18 protein-coding genes are annotated in these 20,448 nt (G+C 60.8%); 10 read left to right on the top strand and 8 right to left on the bottom strand.

Translation table 11 applies throughout. From position 1 onward, the window contains the following. The first annotated feature begins 214 nt into the window (after positions 1-214). Entirely contained in the window at positions 215-1,417 is a 1,203-nt protein-coding gene (gene metX / locus ACXAIC_RS22655) for a homoserine O-acetyltransferase MetX (RefSeq protein ID WP_475186107.1), read from the top strand. A 3-nt stretch (positions 1,418-1,420) separates the two neighbouring features. Continuing rightward, positions 1,421-2,053 carry a methionine biosynthesis protein MetW gene (gene metW / locus ACXAIC_RS22650; RefSeq protein ID WP_475186086.1) on the top strand — a complete coding sequence of 211 codons (633 nt, stop codon included), beginning with the start codon at positions 1,421-1,423 and terminating at the stop codon, positions 2,051-2,053. A 349-nt stretch (positions 2,054-2,402) separates the two neighbouring features. Here metW and ACXAIC_RS22645 read toward each other — a convergent pair whose 3' ends face one another. Further along, positions 2,403-3,203, bottom strand: a complete 801-nt coding sequence (locus tag ACXAIC_RS22645) for a methyltransferase domain-containing protein (protein ID WP_475186085.1) — start codon at positions 3,201-3,203, stop codon at positions 2,403-2,405. 146 nt (positions 3,204-3,349) lie between these two features. Here ACXAIC_RS22645 and gloB point away from each other — a divergent pair, with 146 nt between their 5' ends. The 3 genes from gloB (at position 3,350) to ACXAIC_RS22630 (ending at position 4,905) form a co-directional block, all read left to right on the top strand. Continuing rightward, positions 3,350-4,132, top strand: a complete 783-nt coding sequence (gene gloB / locus ACXAIC_RS22640) for a hydroxyacylglutathione hydrolase (protein ID WP_475186082.1) — start codon at positions 3,350-3,352, stop codon at positions 4,130-4,132. A gap of 123 nt (positions 4,133-4,255) precedes the next feature. Beyond that, complete coding sequence (locus ACXAIC_RS22635; protein WP_475186079.1) at positions 4,256-4,459, top strand: hypothetical protein; 204 nt, start codon at positions 4,256-4,258, stop codon at positions 4,457-4,459. Continuing rightward, a complete protein-coding gene (locus ACXAIC_RS22630) occupies positions 4,453-4,905 on the top strand; it encodes a cupin domain-containing protein (protein WP_475186078.1) in 453 nt (150 codons plus the stop codon). The genes ACXAIC_RS22635 and ACXAIC_RS22630 overlap by 7 nt, the downstream gene beginning before the upstream one ends. Here the strand turns inward: ACXAIC_RS22630 and ftsY are convergent, their stop codons facing one another. The 3 genes from ftsY to dapF form a co-directional block, all read right to left on the bottom strand. Continuing rightward, on the bottom strand, positions 4,906-6,309 hold the full coding sequence (gene ftsY / locus ACXAIC_RS22625) for a signal recognition particle-docking protein FtsY (protein WP_475186077.1): 1,404 nt from the start codon (positions 6,307-6,309) through the stop codon (positions 4,906-4,908). Positions 6,310-6,418: 109 nt separating this feature from the next. Then, the gene (gene mtaB, locus ACXAIC_RS22620) at positions 6,419-7,687 is read right to left on the bottom strand and encodes a tRNA (N(6)-L-threonylcarbamoyladenosine(37)-C(2))-methylthiotransferase MtaB (RefSeq protein ID WP_475186074.1); all 1,269 of its coding nucleotides are present in this window, start codon (positions 7,685-7,687) and stop codon (positions 6,419-6,421) included. Continuing rightward, positions 7,684-8,595, bottom strand: a complete 912-nt coding sequence (gene dapF, locus ACXAIC_RS22615) for a diaminopimelate epimerase (protein ID WP_475186073.1) — start codon at positions 8,593-8,595, stop codon at positions 7,684-7,686. Before dapF ends, mtaB begins: the two co-directional genes overlap by 4 nt. 333 nt (positions 8,596-8,928) lie before the next feature. Between dapF and ACXAIC_RS22610 the strand changes: the two genes are divergently transcribed. Continuing rightward, positions 8,929-9,411, top strand: a complete 483-nt coding sequence (locus ACXAIC_RS22610) for a hypothetical protein (protein ID WP_475186072.1) — start codon at positions 8,929-8,931, stop codon at positions 9,409-9,411. 37 nt (positions 9,412-9,448) lie between these two features. Here ACXAIC_RS22610 and ACXAIC_RS22605 read toward each other — a convergent pair whose 3' ends face one another. Beyond that, positions 9,449-9,988: a L,D-transpeptidase family protein gene (locus tag ACXAIC_RS22605; RefSeq protein WP_475186070.1), complete on the bottom strand. Its 540-nt coding sequence runs from the start codon at positions 9,986-9,988 to the stop codon at positions 9,449-9,451. Between the two features lie 192 nt (positions 9,989-10,180). On the opposite strand from ACXAIC_RS22605, the gene ACXAIC_RS22600 reads away from it, so the two are divergent. Beyond that, positions 10,181-10,864: a response regulator transcription factor gene (locus ACXAIC_RS22600; protein WP_299477884.1), complete on the top strand. Its 684-nt coding sequence runs from the start codon at positions 10,181-10,183 to the stop codon at positions 10,862-10,864. Between the two features lie 67 nt (positions 10,865-10,931). After that, on the top strand, positions 10,932-11,396 hold the full coding sequence (locus ACXAIC_RS22595; protein ID WP_475186069.1) for a Crp/Fnr family transcriptional regulator: 465 nt from the start codon (positions 10,932-10,934) through the stop codon (positions 11,394-11,396). A gap of 122 nt (positions 11,397-11,518) precedes the next feature. Here ACXAIC_RS22595 and leuD read toward each other — a convergent pair whose 3' ends face one another. The 3 genes from leuD to ACXAIC_RS22580 all read right to left on the bottom strand — a co-directional run bounded on the left by leuD (position 11,519) and on the right by ACXAIC_RS22580 (position 13,838). Continuing rightward, positions 11,519-12,124 (bottom strand): 3-isopropylmalate dehydratase small subunit, encoded by a 606-nt coding sequence (gene leuD, locus ACXAIC_RS22590; protein WP_475186067.1) that lies wholly within the window; start codon positions 12,122-12,124, stop codon positions 11,519-11,521. A 107-nt stretch (positions 12,125-12,231) separates the two neighbouring features. After that, the gene (gene argC / locus ACXAIC_RS22585) at positions 12,232-13,182 is read right to left on the bottom strand and encodes an N-acetyl-gamma-glutamyl-phosphate reductase (protein WP_475186065.1); all 951 of its coding nucleotides are present in this window, start codon (positions 13,180-13,182) and stop codon (positions 12,232-12,234) included. A gap of 89 nt (positions 13,183-13,271) precedes the next feature. Beyond that, positions 13,272-13,838: a peroxidase-related enzyme gene (locus ACXAIC_RS22580; RefSeq protein ID WP_475186062.1), complete on the bottom strand. Its 567-nt coding sequence runs from the start codon at positions 13,836-13,838 to the stop codon at positions 13,272-13,274. Between the two features lie 95 nt (positions 13,839-13,933). Here ACXAIC_RS22580 and ACXAIC_RS22575 point away from each other — a divergent pair, with 95 nt between their 5' ends. Both ACXAIC_RS22575 and ACXAIC_RS22570 read left to right on the top strand, forming a co-directional pair. After that, positions 13,934-18,745: an NAD-glutamate dehydrogenase gene (locus tag ACXAIC_RS22575; RefSeq protein WP_475186059.1), complete on the top strand. Its 4,812-nt coding sequence runs from the start codon at positions 13,934-13,936 to the stop codon at positions 18,743-18,745. Positions 18,746-18,864: 119 nt separating this feature from the next. Next, positions 18,865-20,241, top strand: coding sequence for an MFS transporter (locus ACXAIC_RS22570; RefSeq protein ID WP_475186058.1), 1,377 nt, complete (start codon positions 18,865-18,867; stop codon positions 20,239-20,241). Positions 20,242-20,448: the final 207 nt, after the last annotated feature.

Genomic DNA, 20,448 nt, shown 5'->3' with positions numbered 1-20,448 from the left:
AGCCTTGTTTACAGGTTCAGCGGCGCATAGTCATAGGCATGTGATCGCCCAAAGGCAAAAGAAAACGTTGACACTGCAAGCGCTGCACGGCTAGGTCGCCAGTCTGGCTGTTTGTCCCAGAGGATCTTGCGTCCGGCTTTCCGGGTTGTCAGGCCCGTCCGGGATGCACATCCAAGGCCTGCCAGACCAGAACGAGAAGACACCCGTTTCGCTCATGCCCGCTGACAGCACACCTCCAGCCGACCTGAAAAACCTGAACCCGGGCGAAGCCGAATCCCCGTCCAGCAAACTGGCGAAATTTCCCGCCAGCGCTCCGCTGGAATTGGATTCAGGTATCAAGCTCGGTCCCTGGCAGATTGCATATGAGACCTATGGCACGCTGAACGCGGACAAGTCCAACGCCATCGTCGTCTGCCATGCGCTGACGGGAGACCAGTATGTGGCCTCCACCAGCCCGGTGACCGGAAAACCTGGCTGGTGGCACCTTATGGTCGGCCCGGGCAGGCCCGTAGACACCAATCATTATTTCGTGGTCTGCGCCAATGTGCTTGGCGGGTGCCTCGGCACCACAGGCCCGGCCAGCCTCAATCCCGGGACCGGAACCCCCTATGGCCTCGACCTGCCGGTGGTCACGATCCGTGACATGGTCCGCGCACAGGCCCGGCTGATCGATCACCTTGGCATCGAGACGCTGTTCGCCGTCATTGGCGGCTCCATGGGCGGCATGCAGGTGCTGCAATGGGCGGCCAGCTATCCCGAGCGGGTTTTTGCGGCGGTGCCGATCGCATCTGCCGCCCGCCACACCTCCCAGAACATTGCCTTTCACGAGGTTGGCCGCCAGGCGATCATGGCCGATCCCAACTGGCGCGGCGGCAATTACATCGAAGAAGGGGTCAGGCCCACCAAGGGGCTGGCGGTCGCCCGCATGGCCGCACACGTGACCTATATGTCGGATGAATCGCTGCATCAGAAATTCGGCCGCAACCTGCAGGACCGGGAGCGGCTGACCTTCGGCTTTGACGCGGATTTCCAGATCGAGAGTTATCTGCGCCACCAGGGCATGACCTTTGTCGACAGGTTCGACGCCAATTCCTATCTCTATGTGACCCGGGCCATGGACTATTTCGACCTGGCCCAGGAATTCGGCGGTGCACTGGCAAGCGCTTTCCGCAACACCCCGACCCGGTTCTGCGTCATGTCCTTCACCTCCGACTGGCTGTTCCCGACCTCTGAAAGCCGCCGGGTGGTCAAGGCGCTGAACGCGGCAGCGGCCAACGTGTCCTTTGTGGAAATCGAAAGCGACCGGGGCCACGATTCGTTCCTGCTGGACGTGCCGGAAATGTTTGACACCATTCAGGGCTTCATGACGGGGGCGGCCCGGGCCCGGGGCATCCCTGCCCCGGGGGAGGAGGCCTGAGCCATGACACCACTCCCCAAAGACAGCCATACCGGAGAGGTCCGCGGGGACCTGAAGGTCGTTGCCTCCCTGGTGCCGGAAGGCGCCCGGGTTCTCGACATCGGCTCGGAGGATGGAACGCTGCTGGATCATCTGGTCCATCAGCGCCGGGTGGACGGGCGCGGCATCGAATTGAGCCAGGCCGGGGTGAACCGCTGCGTTGCCAGAGGCCTGTCGGTGATCCAGGGGGACGCCGATACGGATCTGGACGACTATCCGGACCATGCCTTTGACGTGGTCATCTTGAGCCAGACCCTGCAGGCGACACGCGCGCCCAAGGAGGTCATGAGCAACCTGTTGCGGATCGGCAAGCAGGTGGTCGTCTCCATTCCCAATTTCGCCCATTGGCGCAACCGGATGCAGCTCCTGTTCCGGGGGCGGATGCCTGTGACCAAATATCTGCCCTATGAATGGTATGACACTCCGAACATCCACTTCTGCTCTTTGCGCGACTTTGTCGAATTGTGCCGCGAGCTGGATGCGGATGTGAACACGGCCATTGCCCTCAGCTCAAAGGGCAACAAGATCCCGGTCAACGCCCCCTGGTGGTTCTGGAATCTGGCGGCGGAACAGGCCGTGTTTTTGCTGAAGCGGTAAGCTTTGCCCGACAGGACATTCCCGCTCCCCGTCCCCGGCGCCAAGTTCCGGATCTCCGCTCCGCTGCGTCAGGGAGAACCAAGTGATAACTGCCGTTGAAATGCGTGAACTCCAGGCAGAAATTCGGTGCCGTCCCGGCCTTGAGCCGGGACCCAGGCGGCCCTTGAGCATATAAACCCGCGCTCCGGCCGAACGGCAATGATCCCGGCTCAGGGCCGGGACTGCGCTGCGGCATGCAGCTCGCAAAGCCTCGTTCCAAAGAGCTTCAGACGGCCCTCGCTTCGGCCTCGGCAGCTTCGCAAAACGGCCCGGGAGCCGGGCCGCTCGGGACACGTCTCAGCACGCGCCCTCAAACACCTTCAGGCGCCCTTTTCGAGGCGGAGATGTTGTGTGGCCGCACGGCCCGTACCGGCTTAAGTCCGGTAGCCACCCCTTCGGGCAGGAACACCGGGCGCAGCACGCGCAGGCGGTTGCGCTTGCCGTCCGCGGGCAGGCTCTGGAAGACCACCTTTTCCGCCTCGACCAGAAGAATACCGCCAAAAAGCGGCCAGATCCGCCGTCCAATGCCCTCCCAGGTGCGGGCCGCCCGCAGGATCGGACGGGCCTTGGACGGCGGCATGAACAGGGCTTCCCTGTCCTGCAGCACGTTGAACTGGGTGCTTTTGAGAAGGTCCTTCAACTGCCCCCCGGAAAAGGGGCGGCCATAGCCGAAGGGTGACAATTCGGACCGGGACCACAGGCCCCGCCGGTTGGCAACAACGGCAATCAGCCGACCGCCCGGCGCCAGCACCCGCCAGGCTTCCTTCAACACGTCTTCCGGATTGGAACAATGGTCCAGCGCATGCACAAGCATCAGCCGGTCAAAGGACAGGTCTGGAAAGGGCAGCGCGTCATCTTCCACCAGGGTGCAGGCATTATCTTTCTCGCGCGGCCAGTGAACGGCCCCTTGCGGGGCCGGCATGGCGGCAATCGCCCGCTCGGCGGTTCCAAGATAGGGCCGCATGAACGGGCCGGCATAGCCGACCCCCAACAGGCTCTGGCCCTTCAGATCCGGCCACATCTCGGCAATCGGTCCCCCGATCAGACTTCTGAGCAGGCTTCCAAGCGGCAGATCATAAAAGGCACGCAGATGAACAACGTCGAGATACATCGGGGCAAGGACTCACATCAGGCAGATCTGTCGGGACCGTTTGACACAGGCCGGAAGCGAAAGCGCGCACGACCACACCTTGCCCTCCGGCATTCTGTTTGCCACTGTGGCGAACATCAAGTCAATCACTTCAGGACACCATCACCATGGCCTTGAACACCACAACCGAGATCCATCAGTTTCCCTGCCTAAGCGACAATTTCGGCGTACTGGTGCACGATGCGGACAGTGGCACGACCATCGCCTTTGATGTTCCGGACGCCGCCGCCTGCCAAAAGGCCCTGTCAGAGACCGGCTGGACCCTCAGCCACATCCTGATCACCCACCATCATTGGGACCACATTCAGGGGCTGGGCGAGTTGAAACAGGCGACAGGCGCTGTTGTCTACGGCCCTGCCCGCTCCCGCCAGAAAATCGCTGAGCTCGACCGGGTGGTGGAAGATGGCGACCATATTCTGTGCGGACCCTACGAGATCAAGGCGGTCTCCACTCCGGGGCACACGCTCGACCAGATTTCCTGGTTTATTCCCGCAATCGCTTTTGCCCATACGGGCGATACCCTGTTTTCCCTCGGCTGCGGCCGGGTGATGGAAGGGGACAAGGAGATGATGTGGTCATCCCTGAAAAAACTCATGCGGGAGCTGCCCGACGAAACCACAATCTATTGCGGCCACGAATATACAAAGGCAAATGCGGCCTTCGCCCTCACCATAGAGCCGGGCAATGCGGACCTGCAGACGCGGGCGCAGGAAGTGGACGGGCTGAGGGCAAACGGCGCGCCGACCCTGCCGACAACCATGGCCCGCGAAAAGGCGACCAACCCGTTCCTGCGCGCCGGAGAGCCTGCAGTTGCTGCCGCCCTTGGCATGGAAGGCAAAAGCCCCGTAGAGATTTTTACCGAGATCCGCACACGCAAGGACAATTTCTGAAACTGTTTCGCAGCCCGGCGTTCGGGAGAGAAAAATGCCGGGCCCGTTTTCCGGCAAAGCGCCTTCAATCCATCCGGCCAGCCCCCATATGGGGTCTTTCGGGATCATGTGAGGGCAGACATCATGACCACAACCCCAGATTCATCCACGCAACGCAGCGCCGAGCAGCGTGCCAAGGACGTTGTTCACCGTATTCTCAGCCAGGCCGAGCCGATACCGGCCCACCAGGGCGGCGGTCACAAGCTGGACATGCAGGTACTTTATGAGGAGGTCGTTGCCGCCTTGCGCGAAACCATTGATGATGTTGCCTATGCTGGAGAATGCTGACTGTGACCCCTTCTCCCAGCCTGAGCGCGGATGACATCGTCACATTGCTGAAAATGCAGCCCCATCCCGAAGGCGGCTTCTATGCCGAAACCTTCCGGGATCCGGAAACTGACGACACCGGGCGGGCAGCCTCAACCCTGATCTATTTTCTGCTGCCGGAGGGGGTGCTCTCACGCTGGCACAAGGTGGATGCGGTGGAAACCTGGCACTGGTACGCGGGCGCGCCACTGGAACTGTCCATCAGCGCAGACGGCCGCACAAAAGAGGGGCTGACCCTCGGCAACGATCTGCGCGCCGGGGAACGGCCCCAGGGAATCGTGCCGCGCCATGGCTGGCAGCAGGCCCGCTCGCTGGGCGCCTGGCCCCTGGTTGGCTGCACAGTGGCGCCGGGTTTTCAGTTTGACGGCTTTGAGATGGCGCCAGAGGGCTGGGAGCCGGGTCTCTGATCAGGCCAGCCCGGCAATCGCGCTGGCAAAGTCCTTTGCCGAGAACGGTTCCAGATCCTCCACCCCTTCGCCAACCCCGATGAAATGCACCGGCAGGCCGTGTTTGGCGGCAATGGCCACCAGAATCCCGCCCCTTGCCGTTCCGTCCAGCTTGGTCATCACAAGGCCGGTGACCCCGGCAACCTTGCCGAAAATCTCCACTTGATTGAGCGCGTTCTGACCCGTTGTCGCATCGAGTGTGAGCAGGACCGTGTGGGGGGCTTCGGGATCATGCTTCTTGATCACGCGGATGACCTTTTCCAGCTCATCCATCAGCTCCGCCTTGTTCTGAAGACGCCCGGCCGTATCGATCAAAAGTACATCAACCTGTTTTTCAAGCGCTTCCTTCATGGCGTCAAAGGCCAGACCGGCCGCATCCGCGCCGGTGTCCCGGGCCACAACCTCAGCCCCCGTACGCGTGCCCCAGATCTTGAGCTGTTCCACCGCTGCAGCACGGAACGTATCGCCAGCCGCCAGCATCACCGACTTACCCTCAGAGCGCAGTTTCTCCGACAATTTGCCAATCGTTGTGGTCTTGCCCGTACCGTTGACCCCCACCATCAGCACCACATGGGGTCTCTTGCCGGTTTCAAGATCAAGCGGCTGCGCAACTGGATCCAGAACCTTTTCAACCTCCTCCGACAGGATCTCCCGCACTTCTTCAGGCGAAATTTCCTTGTTGTAGCGCCCATCGGACAGGCGATCGGTGATTGCCATGGCCGTGTCGACGCCCAGATCCGCCTGAATGAGAATGTCCTCCAGCTCCTCCAGCATGGAGGCATCCAGCTTGCGTTTGGTGAAAATCGAGGTGATGCCATCGGTCAAGGAGGCAGAAGAGCGGGAAAGCCCGTTTTTCAGCCGCTGGAACCAGGAGAGCTTCGGCGCCTCGCCTGCTTCAGAGCCACTGTCTGACGCAGTCTCTTCCGGCCCTTCGGGCATTTCTGGCGCAGCGCCGGGGCCTGTTTCAGAGACTGGAGCTTGCGGGTTGACCGCAACGGCGTCTGTTTCGCCAGGCCCTGCGTCCGCAGCCGGTGCTTCTTGTGTTCCCTGATCCCGCTCTGCCTCCAGCACCGGACCAAGATCCGTAGGCGGCGTGTCCCCGGAGAACTCCGGCAAGGAAGAGGGAGCGTCCGTCAGCAGACTTGGCGCTGCACCGGCCGGCTGAACGGGAACGGTTTCGCCAAAAGAGCCCACCGGCTCAACGGCCATGCTGGAGGCGGGAGGGGTCTCCCCGTCTGCCGTATCCGGTGAAGCATGCGGCGCTCCGCTTGCGGATGTGTCCTCAACGGACGGGCTTGCCTGCTCCTCCGGCTGGTCCGCGCCCCCGAAGAGCCGTCCCAGAAATCCGCGTTTTTTCTCGCTCATAAAACCGCCTTGAACATTTGGCACCGCTTGGTCCGGCTCCGGATTGCGAAGCCTTGGCGTCCGGCCTTGCGAAACACAAGCCGTTGAAACCCAACCCTTAGACCACGGCTCAGGCTGCCTTGGAAAGGGCCTCGCCCAGAAGATGGCGTCCGGTATGGCCGATAATCCGGGTCTCGACGACCTCACCGGCCTGACCAAGGGGAAGCTCAACCTGGGTAAACTGTTCCGTCCGGCCCAGGCCTTCCTTTTCGATAAGGACCGGCCGCACCTTGCCCACCTCTCCTTCAAGGTGCTTCACCAGCACCTCTTCCCCCTTGGCCCGCAGGCGCGCGCCCCTTGCCTTGACGACGCTGCGCTCAAGCTGGGGCATGCGTGCGGCCGGAGTGCCCGGACGCGGAGAAAACGGGAAGACATGCAGATGAGTCAGGCCGCATTCATCGACGATCTTGAGGGAATTTTCGAACATAGCCTCGGTCTCGGTCGGGAATCCGGCAATGATATCAGCGCCAAACACCACGTCCGGGCGCAGGCGCCGGACCTCCTCGCAAAAGCGGATCGTGTCAGCGCGCAAATGCCGGCGCTTCATCCGCTTCAGGATCATGTCGTCCCCGGCCTGCAGCGACAGGTGAAAATGCGGCATCAGGCGCTCATCATCGCCAATCACCCGCATCAGATCCTCATCCGCCTCGATGGAATCGATGGAGGACAGGCGCAGGCGTTTCAGATCCGGCACCATTTTCAGGATCTTGGCCGTCAAGGTACCGAGCTTCGGCGCCCCCGGCAAATCCGCTCCATAGGAAGTGATGTCGACCCCGGTCAGGACGATTTCATTGTAACCATTTTCCGTCAGACGGCGGATCTGGTCAATTACCACACCCATGGGCACGGATCTGGAATTGCCCCGGCCATAAGGTATGATGCAGAAGGTGCAGCGGTGATCACAGCCGTTTTGAACCTGCACAAAGGCCCGTGCGCGCCCGGTCAAACCATCGATCAGATGGCCCGCCGTTTCTTCCACGCTCATGATGTCGTTGACGCGGACCTTCTCGCTGTCGGAAATGCCGAACGCGGCCACATCCTGATAGGATTTGCGCTCCAGCTTTTCCGTATTGCCGAGCACCAGATCCACTTCCTTCATAACGGAAAACGTGTCTGCCTCGGTCTGGGCCGCACAGCCGGTCACGATCACGCGCGCACCCGGATTGTCCCGCTTGGCCTTGCGCACGGCCTGGCGGGCCTGACGCACCGCTTCATTGGTGACGGCACAGGTATTGATGAGGATCGCGTCCTTGAGACCGGCGGCCTCCGCTTCGCGCTTCATCACTTCCGACTCATAGGAATTGAGCCGGCAGCCGAATGTGACCACATCAATGCTCATGACGCCGCTCCGGCCTCCTGGGCGTCCCCCGGTCCGGTCTTTGTCCAGGCCAGCGTTTCAAGGTCGATTTCACCTTCAAATTCCACTTCCGTCAGACCGGTCATCAGAACATGGCCGTCGCTTTCGCGCCATTCGATGCCAAGCGGGCCGCCGGGCAGATGCACGGTCGTTGTCCGGCCGGTCTTGCCGTCGCGCGCAGCAGCCACCCCGGCCGCACAGGCGGCGGTGCCGCAAGCCAGGGTGAGGCCGACCCCGCGTTCCCAGACTTTCAGGCGGATCTGATCTTCTGCGAAGACATGGGCGAGCGAGATATTCGCCCCTTCCGGGAAGACCGGATGATGTTCCAGAAGCGGGCCGAAACGTTCCAGCTCATACGCCTCCACATCGTCCTTCACCCAGAAGATCGCATGGGGGTTACCCATATTGACCACAGCCGGAGTGTGCAGCACCGGCGCATCAATTGGCCCGATCTGGAGTTCAATCGCCCGTGTATCGGCAAATTCCTCCGCCAAGGGAATCTCTTCCCAGGTCAGCCGTGGCGTGCCCATGTCAACCGTCACACTGTGCGGCGCGGAGGTGTCAAATGCGTGCAGCAGACCGGCGGCGGTTTCAATTGTCACGACATCCTTGCCGGCTTCTTCCATCAGAAGGCGGCCGATACAGCGGGTCGCGTTGCCGCAAGCAGACACTTCACCGCCATTTTGATTGTGAATGCGCATGAAGGCATCCACACCAAGCGGTGACCGCTCCACCGTGATCATCTGGTCAAAGCCGATCCCGTGCGCACGATCCCCCAATCTGGCTATCACCTCGCGGGACAGGCGCAGCGGTGCCTGCCGCGCGTCCCAGACCACGAAGTCATTGCCAAGACCATTCATCTTCAAAAAGGGTCTGATGTCAGACGCCATATCGGGTGCACTTCTTTTGAATTGATGAGAAAGAGACCGTTTTTCGGATCAAGTGCTCCTATATGGCGGAAAACATGCGAAATTACCAGTGGCCTGAGCTTTGCGAGCCGCAAGACAGTCAAAACCGGTAAAAATTCTGGCTCCAGTGGCGTTCGCCGCTCCCTGCCTCATGGACCACTTCCTCAAGTTACAACCAAGACTTGAAACATTCCCACCTCAGGATACTTGATTGCAGAAAAGATCTTTTCAGTACTCTGTGACCAGAATTACAGACAAAGGGCGAACCGTCACGCACACTGCATCTATCGTTAAGTCAACTTGAGGACAGTTGCTATGCGTGATGTCACTGAACAGGAAGCAAGACGTCTGATCTCCTTTGCCGCAGACAGGCTTGGCCGTCAGGAAGGAAACGGCGAGTGCTGGACCTTGGTCAATAATGGCTTTTCAACCCTCGGGTTTCACAAACCGTCTGCGACCTATGCCTGGGGACGTCAGATCGAACAGCTCAGCAATGCCAGACCCGGCGACGTGTTCCAGTTCACCCGCTTTGAGGTGTCAGTTCGCGTTGAAAACGAAGACGGCTATGAGGTTCAAACAGAAACCCGCGGCGCGCCCCGGCATACGGCCATTCTGGAGAGCATTGACGAGAATGGCATTGCCACCTTTCTGGAATGCAATGTCTATTCGGACTACAACGTCCAGCGCAACCGGTTCCGGCTCAGAACCGCTGATCTGGACAATGGCCAGGGCACCCGCACCACCGTGCGGGTCAGCGGGCAGTTCAGAATCTACAGGGCACAAATGGCCGAAGACTGAACCCTGGCCACCGGACCTGGGCCGTGCCTTGCCGGGCTCACAGATGAATGCGCATGGCCGCGCCGGGCCGGACCTTTGACAGGAGCAGGCGCATATGGCGGGGGGCGACGGCCACACAGCCTTCCGTCGGCGTGTAGTGCGGACGCGCGATGTGAAAGAAAATGGCGCTGCCCCGGCCCCTAACCGCCGGGGCCAGATTGTAGTCAAGCACGACGACGATGTCATAGAGCGGATCATCCCGCCACATGATCTCATGACTTTTTGGAAAGGGCAGCGTGACCGGCCGGTTGTAAAGCCGGTGGCCCGGGTCGTCGCACCAGCCCGCCCGGGATGTCAGCGCTGTCACCGGCAGGCCGGTTTTCAGGCGCGGCCCCCGGTCCGGCCGGTAAAAGACCTTCACAAGCTGAAAGCAACCGGCCGGTGTCGTTCCATCGCCTTCGTGTTTGCGCTGCACGATGCCGGAGCGGCCTAGGGCACACGGAACCGTGATCGGCCCAAAACGCAGCAGACCTTTCCGACGGTCATGGGGCAGCGCCCGCACCTCCAGCAATTCCGCCGGTTTTCCAAGTCTTTTCATAGGCACACGATCCGCTGAACCTGTTGCTGCGACAAGACATTGATAAACCGGCGCTAACCCTCGCGTGAAGAAGAATTGACGAAGGCCCGCTTGTGCGGCGAAACTTTCCCACGCACATAGAAGCAGGAACACGCTCGTGTGGTTTTCACACAGTGGCGTGATCAGGTTGAATTTCAGGCGAGGACACCCCTTATGACCGCCCGCACCATTTTGATTGTCGATGATGATACGGAACTGCGTGAAGCGCTTGTCGAGCAGCTTTCCCTTTATGACGAATTTGAAACCATCCAGGCAGACAGCGCCACCTCAGGCATCGGCCTTGCCAAAGATGAACATGTCGACCTTCTTTTGATGGATGTGGGCCTGCCGGATATTGACGGCCGCGAGGCTGTCAAGCTGCTGCGCAAGAACGGGTTCAAGGCGCCGATCATCATGCTGACCGGCCATGACGGCGACAGCGACACCATTTTGGGCCTGGAAGCCGGGGCCAATGATTATGTCACCAAGCCGTTCAAATTCGCCGTGCTGCTGGCGCGGGTCCGCGCCCATCTGCGTCAGCATGAGCAGAGCGAAGATGCCACCTTTGCCATTGGCCGCTATTCCTTCCGCCCGGCCGCCAAGGTGATGCAGGACGATGCCGGCAGCAAGGTGCGGCTGACGGAAAAGGAAACCTCGATCCTGAAATTCCTCTACCGGGCAGGTGAAAAGCCGGTCACCCGGGACGTCTTGCTGCATGAGGTCTGGGGCTACAATTCCGGGGTCACCACCCACACGCTTGAGACCCATATTTACCGGCTGCGCCAGAAAATTGAGCGAGATCCGTCCAATGCGGAGCTTCTGGTCACAGAAGCCGGTGGATATAAGCTTGTGCCCTAGCGGGTTATCAGCGTAAATCTTGGGCATGAGCCTTGCCCAAGACATTGCGATTCTCAAAGAAATCCCGATGCTTTCGGAGTTCCAGGACGACCAGCTGCGCCTGCTCGCCTTCAGCGCCGAAAGCATGGATTACGCCAATGGCCAGACCCTTTTCGACGAAGGGGAACGGGCGGATGGCGGCCTTGTGGTCACCCAGGGCACTGTCAGCCTTCAAAAGCGCGGCGACAACGGGTTTCAGGAGATGGAAAGGGTCGGCCGGGGGGTGCTTCTCGGCGAGTCCGCCCTGCTGACGGACCTCAAACGCCCCTGCCGCGCACTGGCCCTCGGAGACGTCAGCATCATCCGCATCCGCCGGGCCCTGTTCAAGCGCATGATCCAGGAATATCCCGAACTCGCCAGACGCCTGTTCGAGCAGCATTCCTTGAGATACCGCACCACAGTGGCCGCGCTGCGGCCCATTGGTACCAAACTGGCGGAGCTGGAGCAGCTCAACGCAGAACGGCGCGTGCGCGAGGATGACAAGGGCCAATAGGCCGAGCTGATGCCCCTCCCCGGCCCTAGACGCTCTGAAAGGCAGTTCCGCCTTCCAGAAGGGTCTTTGCCGTCACATGCCCTCTATCAGGCCAAAGGGGCAGCACTGGAACCGGGCCTGCCTTAAACCCAAGGACGGCTTTCGCCGATCTTGCCTTCAAACGTGTCGATCTCGCCAGCCTTGGCCATGGTCAGGCCGATATCATCCAGACCGTTGATCAGGCAGTGCTTGCGGAAATGGTCGATCTTGAAGGCAATGTCGCCGCTCTCAAGACCCTGGATTTCCTGGTTTTCCAGATCGATCGTCAAGGTGAAATTTGCCCCGCGTTCGGCAGCGTGGAGCAGCGTTTCCAGCTCGTCTTCGGACACCTGGATCGGCAGAATGCCGTTCTTGAAGCAATTGTTGTAGAAGATGTCGGCAAAGGACGTGGAGATCACACAGCGGATGCCGAAATCCTGCAGCGCCCAGGGAGCGTGCTCGCGGGAAGAGCCGCAGCCGAAATTGTCGCCTGCGATCAGGATCTTGGCATCCCGGTAGGCGGCCTTGTTAAGAACGAAATCCGGGTTCTCCGAACCATCGTCATTGGTGCGCATTTCGTGAAACAGCGCAGTACCGAGACCGGTGCGTTTGATGGTCTTCAGGAACTGCTTTGGAATGATCATATCCGTATCGATATTGACGATCGGAAGGGGCGCAGCGACCCCGGTCAGGGTTTCAAATTTTTCCATTCTTCTATCTCCTGAAAGATGTGCGCGTCTGCCGGACCGGGTCCGGCCGGCCCCTTGAGACCGGCCCCCTGAAACCGGCGTCACTGCCGGCTTCAAGGCCCTGGTCCTTAGGCCGCCAGGCTAGTGGCCTGATCGACGCCGAGCATCAAGTTGAGGTTCTGGACCGCCGCGCCGGACGCGCCCTTGCCCAGATTGTCGTAAACCGCGATCACTGCTGCCTGCGCCCGTGCATCATTGGCAAAGACATGCAGGCGCAGCAGGTTGGTATCGTTCACCGCCTGGGGGTCCAGGTATTCCGACTTGTCCAGCGCCTCCAGCGGCGCCACCTCCACAAAGCCGTTGGCGGCATCTGCAAAGTGATCGGCAAGCGCTGCATGCAGTTGCTCTCCGCTCGGAACCGTCTCCAGTGCGGCAAGGTTCAGCGGCAGCACGGTCAGCATGCCCTTGTAGTAGTTGCCAACAGACGGGGTGAACAAGGGCGCTGAGTCCAGCAGCCCATATTCGGTCATTTCCGGCAGGTGCTTGTGGTTGAAGCCCAGCGCATAGGGCGCAAACACATTGGCCTCCGTGCCCCGGCCTTCATAGTCGCCGATCAAGCCCTTGCCGCCGCCGGAATACCCCGAAATACCCTGGTAGGTCACGGGGAATTCAGATGGCACCAGACCCGCCGCCACCAGCGGGCGCAGGGACGCGATCAGGCCCTGGGGCCAACAGCCCGGATTGGTCACCCGCATGGCACCGGCAATGATATCGGCCTGATCCCGGTCCATTTCGGCGAACCCATAGACCCAGCCTTCTGCGACCCGGTGGGCGCTGGAGGCATCAATGACGCGGGTGGTGTCGTTTTCGATCAGCGCGACGCTTTCCTTTGCCGCCGCATCGGGCAGGCACAGAATAGCCACATCCGCCGTATTCAGACACTCGGCACGGGCCACGGGGTCCTTGCGGCGGTCTTCGGGAATGGAGATCAGATCCAGGTCACGGCGCGTGGCAAGGCGCTCGCGGATCTGCAAACCCGTCGTTCCCGCTTCACCATCAATAAATACGCGCGCAGCCATGGCCCGCTCCTCTCCTTCCTCAGATAAAAGTCGACGCCGTCATACACCCAAACGCCGGTCTTGTCACCGGATTGTCGTGCGACGAGACTTCAACGGGCCCTTGAGTGATACTCATCATTGGGCCTCATGTCGGAGGCGGCCGCGACCCGGTTGCTCATGTTGAAAAAGGCTGCAACAGAGGCAATGTCCCAGATGTCCCGGTCACTGAACCCCGCATCCCGCAGGGCCTGGCGGTCGCTTTCCAGAATCTCCGCCGGTTTTTCAGTAAGCTTCACCGCAAAATCCAGCATTGCCCGCTGCCGAGCGCTGAGATCCGCGACCCGGTAATTCATCACCATCAATTCGCCCAGCACCGGGTCTCCCGACAATTCCCGTACCGCTGCTCCGTGCGCGGTCAGGCAATAGAAACAACGGTTGACGGCAGATACCGCAACGGCAATCATCTCCCTCTCAAGCTTGGAGAGTCCGCACTCTGCCAGCATGAGGTCGTTATACATGCCGGTGAAGGCCCGCAATTTCGCCTCATCGAAGGAATAGGCCGTCAGCACATTGGGAACCAAGCCGAGCTTCTCCTTGCACAATTCGAAATAGCTTTGCGTTTTTTCACTCAAAGAATCTGTTGACTCAATTTGCAAGGCCGTGACTTTGCTTGACAATTTTTTACTCCCGTCATGAAAATTTTTAACAAGCTGCACTAGAAAAGCATACCACGCGGCCGAGCCACAACGAAGATCGCCTAGGGGGATTAGGAATGCCGGACAAACACGACGTTGAGAAACAAAAGCTCATCGGCGAGGTGCAAGCAGGGCTGAACAAGACCGATCCTGAGTTGGCGGAATTTGCAGCCGCCTTCTTCGACAGGGCCGCAGCGGAAGACCTCGTCGCCTATACTGCCGATGATCTGACGGGCTTTGTCAGCGACGCCTGGCAGGACTTCCAGACCCACGACCTTGGCACCCACCGCATCAGCATCACCGACCCGGCCTTTGCCAAGAAGACCTCCCGGGCCAACGGGCTCTCCGTGATTGAGATCGTCAATGACAACATGCCGTTTCTCGTTGATTCGGTCATGGACGAGCTGCATGCCAGCAAGCTGGACGTGCATCTTGTACTGCACCCGATCTTCATCGTGGAGCGGGACGATGCCGGCAAGCTTGTCACGGCAGCAGCGCGCAAGAAACCGGCCAAACGCAAGGACCGGCAGGAAAGCCTGATCCATATTCATGTGACGCGGATTGATTCGGAAGAGGCCCGCACCGCCCTGAGCGGCCGCCTGGACAAGGTCCTTCACTCCGTGCGCTCGGTGGTCAATGATTTCAAGCCGATGCAGGAACGGCTGGCCGACGCCATCGACACCTACAAGACCACGCAGATTCCCGGCAGCAGCGACGATCTGTGGGAGGCCATCCACTTCCTGGAGTGGATGGAAAACAACAATTTCATTTTCCTCGGCATGCGCGAATACAAATTCGAGGGCGGCGCGGAAGAAGGCGAACTCTCCCCGCACGAGGGAACCGGGCTCGGCCTTCTGGCAGACCCGGATGTGCGCGTGCTGCGGCGCGGTTCCGAATTCGTCCAGATCACGCCGGAAATCCGCGAGTTCCTGAAAAAGCCCGAACCGCTGATCATCGCAAAAGCCAATGTGAAGAGCACCGTACACCGGCGGGTGCACATGGATTATGTCGGCGCCAAGCTCTATGATGATGATGGAGTGCTGACAGGTGAATTGCGCATTGTCGGTCTGTTCGCCTCCACCGCTTATACCGAGCCCACCAGCACGATTCCGTTCCTGCGGCGCAAGGTGGCCAGTGTCCTGGCCCGGGCCGGATACGGCTCCGAAAGCCATTCCGGCCGGGCGCTGCGCAATGTTCTGGAGGCTTTTCCAAGGGACGAGCTGTTCCAGATCGACAGGGAGCGGCTTTACGACTTTGCAATCGCGATCCTGCAGCTGGACGAGCGACCGCGCATCCGCGTTCTGGCGCGCCCGGACAAGTTCGACCGCTATGTCTCCATTCTGGTGTTCGTGCCGAGGGACCGCTATTCGACCGAAGTGCGGATCAATATCGGCACCTATCTGGCCTCGGTCTTTGAGGGCCGCCTGTCGGCCTGGTATGTCACCTATATGGAAGGACCGCTGGCCCGGGTGCATTACATTGTCGGCCGTGACAGGGGCGAAACCCCGGCCCCGGAGCAGGAAGAGCTGGAAACCGCCGTGGCAGACATGGTGCGCAGCTGGTCGGACAGCGTACGCGATGCCCTAACCCGCGACTTTCCAAGCGCCAAGGCGCGCCAGCTCGCCGACCGCTATTCCCTGTCGTTCCACGGCGGCTACAAGGAAGTCTACAATGCCCAGTCGGCGGTGCTCGATATCGTCAAGCTGGAAACCCTGTCCGGCCTGGACGACACCACCATCACCTTCCACCGTCAGACCGGCTCCAATGCCAACCGCCTCGGCCTGAAAGTCTACCATTGCGGTTCCCCGATCCCCCTGTCGGCCCGGGTGCCGCTGCTGGAGAATATGGGCTTCAACGTGATCAACGAGCGGACCTACAGGGTGACGCCCGCCGACAAGCCGCTCTCCTATCTTCATGAAATGACCCTGGAAAGCCATTCGGGCGAGGATTTCGAACTGCCCGAAGACCTGCGCGAACGGCTGGAAAGCATGTTCATGGCGATCTGGAAGGGCCAGGCGGAAAATGACGGCTACAACCGCCTTGTCATGACCGCAGGGCTTGCCTGGCGGGATGTGGCTGTTGTCCGCGCCCTGTCAAAATATCTGCGGCAAGCGGGCATTCCGTTCTCCGAAGACTATATGTGGCGAACGCTGAACAACTATCCCGTGATCACGGCCAAGCTGGTGGAACTGTTCCATCTGCGCTTCAACCCGGATGTCACCGGCAAGGACCGGGATCTGGGCTCGGCACGGCTGGCGGCGGAACTCACCAGCGATCTGGAGGAGGTCTCCAGCCTTGATGACGACCGCATCCTGCGCCGGTTCCAGAATGTGATCGGCTCGATCCTGCGCACGAATTTCTATCAGTTGGACAGCGGCGGCCAGCCCAAGCCGACTTTCTCCTTCAAGATCGACAGCCGCCAGATCGACGATCTGCCACAACCGCGCCCGTTCCGGGAAATCTTCGTCTACAGCCCGCGGGTGGAAGGTGTGCATCTGCGCTTCGGCATGGTGGCGCGCGGCGGCCTTCGCTGGTCGGACCGGCCCCAGGATTTCCGCACCGAAGTGCTCGGCCTCGTCAAGGCCCAGCAGGTCAAAAATGCGGTTATCGTGCCGGTTGGCGCCAAGGGTGGCTTTGTGCCCAAACAGCTGCCCCCGGCCAGCGACCGGGAAGCCTGGTTCACGGAAGGAACGGAAAGCTACAAGACCTTCATCAACGCCTTGCTGGATGTGACCGACAATCTGGACGAAGACACGATCCTGCCCCCGGACCGGGTGCAGCGCTTCGACGGCGACGACCCCTATCTCGTGGTTGCCGCAGACAAGGGCACGGCGACCTTCTCCGACACGGCCAACGGCCTGTCCGAAGGCCGGTCCTTCTGGCTTGGCGATGCCTTCGCCTCCGGCGGCTCGGCCGGGTATGACCACAAGAAAATGGGCATCACCGCCCGGGGCGCCTGGGAAGCGGTCAAACGGCATTTCCGGGAAATGAACCGGGACATCCAGAGCGAACCGTTCACAGCCGCCGGTGTGGGGGACATGTCCGGCGACGTCTTCGGCAACGGCATGCTTCTGTCCAAGGCGACACGGCTGGTCGCCGCCTTCGATCACCGGGACATATTCCTGGATCCGGACCCCGACCCGGCCAAGACCTGGGTGGAACGCAAACGCCTGTTCGACCTCGGACGGTCTTCCTGGAACGACTACAACACGGATCTGATTTCCAAAGGCGGCGGGATATTCTCCCGCCAGCTGAAATCCATTCCACTTTCGCCGGAGATCCAGGAAATGCTTTCGCTGGACAAGGCCAGCGCGACGCCACAGGAGGTGATGACGGCCATCTTGAAGATGGAGGTGGACCTTCTTTGGTTTGGCGGCATCGGCACCTATATCCGCGCCACCACCGAGACGGACGCGGATGCTGGTGACCGGGCCAATGACCCGATCCGCATCACCGCGCCGCAACTGGGCGCCAGGGTCATCGGCGAAGGCGCCAATCTGGGCCTCACCCAGCTGGCCCGGATCGAGTTCCACAAGAAGGGCGGCCGCTGCAATTCCGATGCGATCGACAATTCTGCCGGGGTGAACTCCTCCGATATGGAAGTCAATATCAAGATCGCCCTGGGAGCTGCGGTGAAGGCGGGCAAGCTGAGCCTGGAACAACGCAACGACCTGCTGGCAGAGATGACCGACGAGGTCGCCGATCTGGTTTTGCGCAACAACTACCTGCAGACCCTTGCCCTTTCCATGACCGAACTCAGGGGTGTGGAGGATTTCGGGTTTCAGGTGCGCATGATGCGCCGCCTGGAACAGGACGGCCTTCTGGACCGGGAGGTGGAGCAGCTGCCCGACGAGGCAGCCCTGCGGGACTTGCGCAAGGCCGGTCAGCTTTTGACCCGCGCAGAACTCGGCGTGCTTCTGGCCTATGCCAAGATCACCCTTTATGATGCGCTGCTGGACAGCACCGTGCCCGATGACGACTACCTGGCGCGCGAACTGGTGCGCTATTTCCCCAAGCAGATGGCCGCGACCTATCAGGACGAAATCAACGGCCACCGCCTGCGCCGGGAAATCATCGCCACCATGCTCGCCAATTCCATGGTCAACCGGGGCGGGTCCACCTTCCTGACCCGGCTCATGGACCAGACCGGAGCCAGCCCGGCGGAGATTGCCCGGGGGTTTGTGGCCGTGCGCAACAGTTTCGACCTCACCGACCTCAACACGGAGATCGATGCGCTCGACACGAAGGTCGACGGCGCCCTGCAGCTCGACCTCTATTCCGAAGTCCAGACCCTGCTGCTTGAACGGGTGATCTGGTTCAAACGCAATGTGTCCTTCGACAAGGGCCTGTCGGCGGTGGTGGAACGCTTCCGGACCGGCATTGCCGATCTGCGCGGCCGCCTGGAAACCCTGCTTCCGGAGCAGCCGGCTGCAACCCTCAACGATCGCGCCGCCGACTTTGTCGCCAAGGGCGTTCCGGAGGGCCTTGCCCGGCGCATTGCCTGGCTGCCGGCGGAACAGGCCATTCCCGATATCGTGATTGTTGCAGAGGGAACCGGAGCGGATCTGGAAACAGCGGCGCGGGCCTATTACGAGGTCGCCCACCACTTCCAGATCGGTGCCATGCATGAAATGGCCGGGAACCTGGAAGTTCGCGACTACTATGACGGCCTGGCTCTCGACCGGGCGCGGGCGACCCTCTTTTCCGCTCATCGGACTCTTGCCAGCGCCTCGATCCGGGCAGGCAGTTTCCCGGCCTGGCTGGAAGCTCATGAAACCGAAGCGTCAAGCAGACACCGGGCGGTCCGGGAAATTCTGGATGGCGGTTTGAGCGTCTCCAAATTTTCCGTAGCGTCCAGTCTTTTGGCGGAAATCTGCGGAGCAGACTAGCTCAGAAGACGAGCCTTTCTGGCGCTGGACCCGCGTCCAAAAGGCCTATAAAGATCACCTGGGAGAACCGGCCGGCAGCCTCGCTGCGGGCCGGTTTCGCGTCAGGTACAGGATCCAGTATGACTTCCGCTTCCAACGTCCTGCCGCCCAAAACGGATCGCCGCGCGATCCTGTCATGGGCGTTGTTCGACTGGGCTGCCCAGCCCTTTTTCACCCTGGTCACCACCTTCGTCTTCGCCCCCTATTTTGCCTCCGCTTTGGCACCGACGCCGGAAGCAGGGCAGTCCCTCTGGGGCTATGCGACAGCGGCCGCCGGGCTGGCCATCGCCCTTCTGGCCCCGGTGCTGGGCTCGGTGGCAGATGCAAGCGGACGCCGCAAACGCTGGATCTTTGCCCTGTCGGTGCCCTTTGTCATCAGCTGCTGGGCTTTCTGGTATGCAGCTCCTGGCAATCCGAACGGTATTCTCATCGCCCTGGCCGCGTTTGCGGTTGGCACGCTGTGCATTGAAATCGCGACTGTCTTCAACAATGCAATGATGCCTTCGCTGGTGCCCCATGATCAGGTCGGGCGCCTGTCCAGTTTCGGCTGGGGCATCGGATATGTCAGCGCGCTGGTGACCCTGTTCATCGCCCTGGGGTTCTTCGCCGCCAGCCCGCAGACCGGTGTCACATTGCTGGGGATCGAGCCGGTGTTCGGTCTCGACGCCACAACACAGGAAGGCGACAGGGCGGTCGGACCGTTTTCTGCTCTCTGGTATCTTGTCTTCGTGCTGCCAATGTTCCTGTTTGTGCCGGATGCACCCCAGCGGGCCCGGATGGGTGCTGCGGTCCGCGGCGGCCTGCAAGCGCTCACCCGCAATCTGGCCACTGCTCGCGGGAACAGGAACATCTTCCTGTTCCTGATTGCCAATATGGTGTTCAAGGACGGTCTTGTGGCCCTGTTTGCGTTTGGCGGCATCTATTCGGCCGGTCAGCTCGGCTGGGGCTCCATCGAAATCGGCACATTCGGCATCATTTTAACAATCACCGGAACCCTGGGCCTGGTTTTGGGCGGCCCGCTGGATGACCGGCTCGGCGCAAAACCCGTGATCCTGGTGTCCCTGATTGTGCTGATGATCAGTGGCCTCGGCCTCATATCGGTTGACCGAACAACCGTCTTTTTCGTCATCCAGACCCCCCCGGCCCCCGAAGGCGCCCTGTTTGCCTCCCTGCCGGAGCAGGTCTTCATCGGCCTCGGCGCATTGATCGGCGCTGTGGCCGGCCCGTTGCAGGCCTCCTGCCGGAGCCTTCTGGTACGCCTTGCCCCGCGTGAGCACATGGCCCAGTATTTCGGCCTGCTTGCCCTGTCAGGCAAAGTGACCAGCTTTCTGGCCCCGCTGACCGTTGCCCTCGTCACTGCGCTCTTCAACAGCCAGCCGGCGGGCATGTCGGTCATTTTGGTCTTCTTCGGCGTGGGATTCTGGCTGATGACCCGGGTTCAGGAACCCAGAAGCTGATATCAGGAAAAAAGCAACCCGCTGCTCCAGCCCCTGAAAGGGTCCTAATCGCCTGCGGCTCGAAGCGGAGGTCTGACCGATACACAGTGGACCTCTGCTTCCCGCTTCTGGTCATAAACTAGAGCATTTCCCAAAAAGTCTGAATCGTCTTGGGTTCCCTTTTGTGGTGAATAGTGATTCAAGCTGAGGGCTGGACAAGGAGGCCAG

The sequence above is a fragment of the Roseibium sp. AWQ4_254 genome (genome assembly GCF_056161025.1).
Note: the sequence above shows the minus strand (reverse complement) of the source record. Positions and strands in the feature narration are given on the sequence as shown.

What these genes read in the sequence shown, in the direction of transcription:
- metX (WP_475186107.1), top strand. Translation starts at nt 215, where the DNA reads ATGCCCGCTGACAGCACACCTCCAGCCGACCTGAAAAACCTGAACCCG.
- metW (WP_475186086.1), top strand. Translation starts at nt 1,421, where the DNA reads ATGACACCACTCCCCAAAGACAGCCATACCGGAGAGGTCCGCGGGGAC.
- ACXAIC_RS22645 (WP_475186085.1), bottom strand. Translation starts at nt 3,203, where the DNA reads ATGTATCTCGACGTTGTTCATCTGCGTGCCTTTTATGATCTGCCGCTT.
- gloB (WP_475186082.1), top strand. Translation starts at nt 3,350, where the DNA reads ATGGCCTTGAACACCACAACCGAGATCCATCAGTTTCCCTGCCTAAGC.
- ACXAIC_RS22635 (WP_475186079.1), top strand. Translation starts at nt 4,256, where the DNA reads ATGACCACAACCCCAGATTCATCCACGCAACGCAGCGCCGAGCAGCGT.
- ACXAIC_RS22630 (WP_475186078.1), top strand. Translation starts at nt 4,453, where the DNA reads ATGCTGACTGTGACCCCTTCTCCCAGCCTGAGCGCGGATGACATCGTC.
- ftsY (WP_475186077.1), bottom strand. Translation starts at nt 6,309, where the DNA reads ATGAGCGAGAAAAAACGCGGATTTCTGGGACGGCTCTTCGGGGGCGCG.
- mtaB (WP_475186074.1), bottom strand. Translation starts at nt 7,687, where the DNA reads ATGAGCATTGATGTGGTCACATTCGGCTGCCGGCTCAATTCCTATGAG.
- dapF (WP_475186073.1), bottom strand. Translation starts at nt 8,595, where the DNA reads ATGGCGTCTGACATCAGACCCTTTTTGAAGATGAATGGTCTTGGCAAT.
- ACXAIC_RS22610 (WP_475186072.1), top strand. Translation starts at nt 8,929, where the DNA reads ATGCGTGATGTCACTGAACAGGAAGCAAGACGTCTGATCTCCTTTGCC.
- ACXAIC_RS22605 (WP_475186070.1), bottom strand. Translation starts at nt 9,988, where the DNA reads ATGAAAAGACTTGGAAAACCGGCGGAATTGCTGGAGGTGCGGGCGCTG.
- ACXAIC_RS22600 (WP_299477884.1), top strand. Translation starts at nt 10,181, where the DNA reads ATGACCGCCCGCACCATTTTGATTGTCGATGATGATACGGAACTGCGT.
- ACXAIC_RS22595 (WP_475186069.1), top strand. Translation starts at nt 10,932, where the DNA reads ATGCTTTCGGAGTTCCAGGACGACCAGCTGCGCCTGCTCGCCTTCAGC.
- leuD (WP_475186067.1), bottom strand. Translation starts at nt 12,124, where the DNA reads ATGGAAAAATTTGAAACCCTGACCGGGGTCGCTGCGCCCCTTCCGATC.
- argC (WP_475186065.1), bottom strand. Translation starts at nt 13,182, where the DNA reads ATGGCTGCGCGCGTATTTATTGATGGTGAAGCGGGAACGACGGGTTTG.
- ACXAIC_RS22575 (WP_475186059.1), top strand. Translation starts at nt 13,934, where the DNA reads ATGCCGGACAAACACGACGTTGAGAAACAAAAGCTCATCGGCGAGGTG.
- ACXAIC_RS22570 (WP_475186058.1), top strand. Translation starts at nt 18,865, where the DNA reads ATGACTTCCGCTTCCAACGTCCTGCCGCCCAAAACGGATCGCCGCGCG.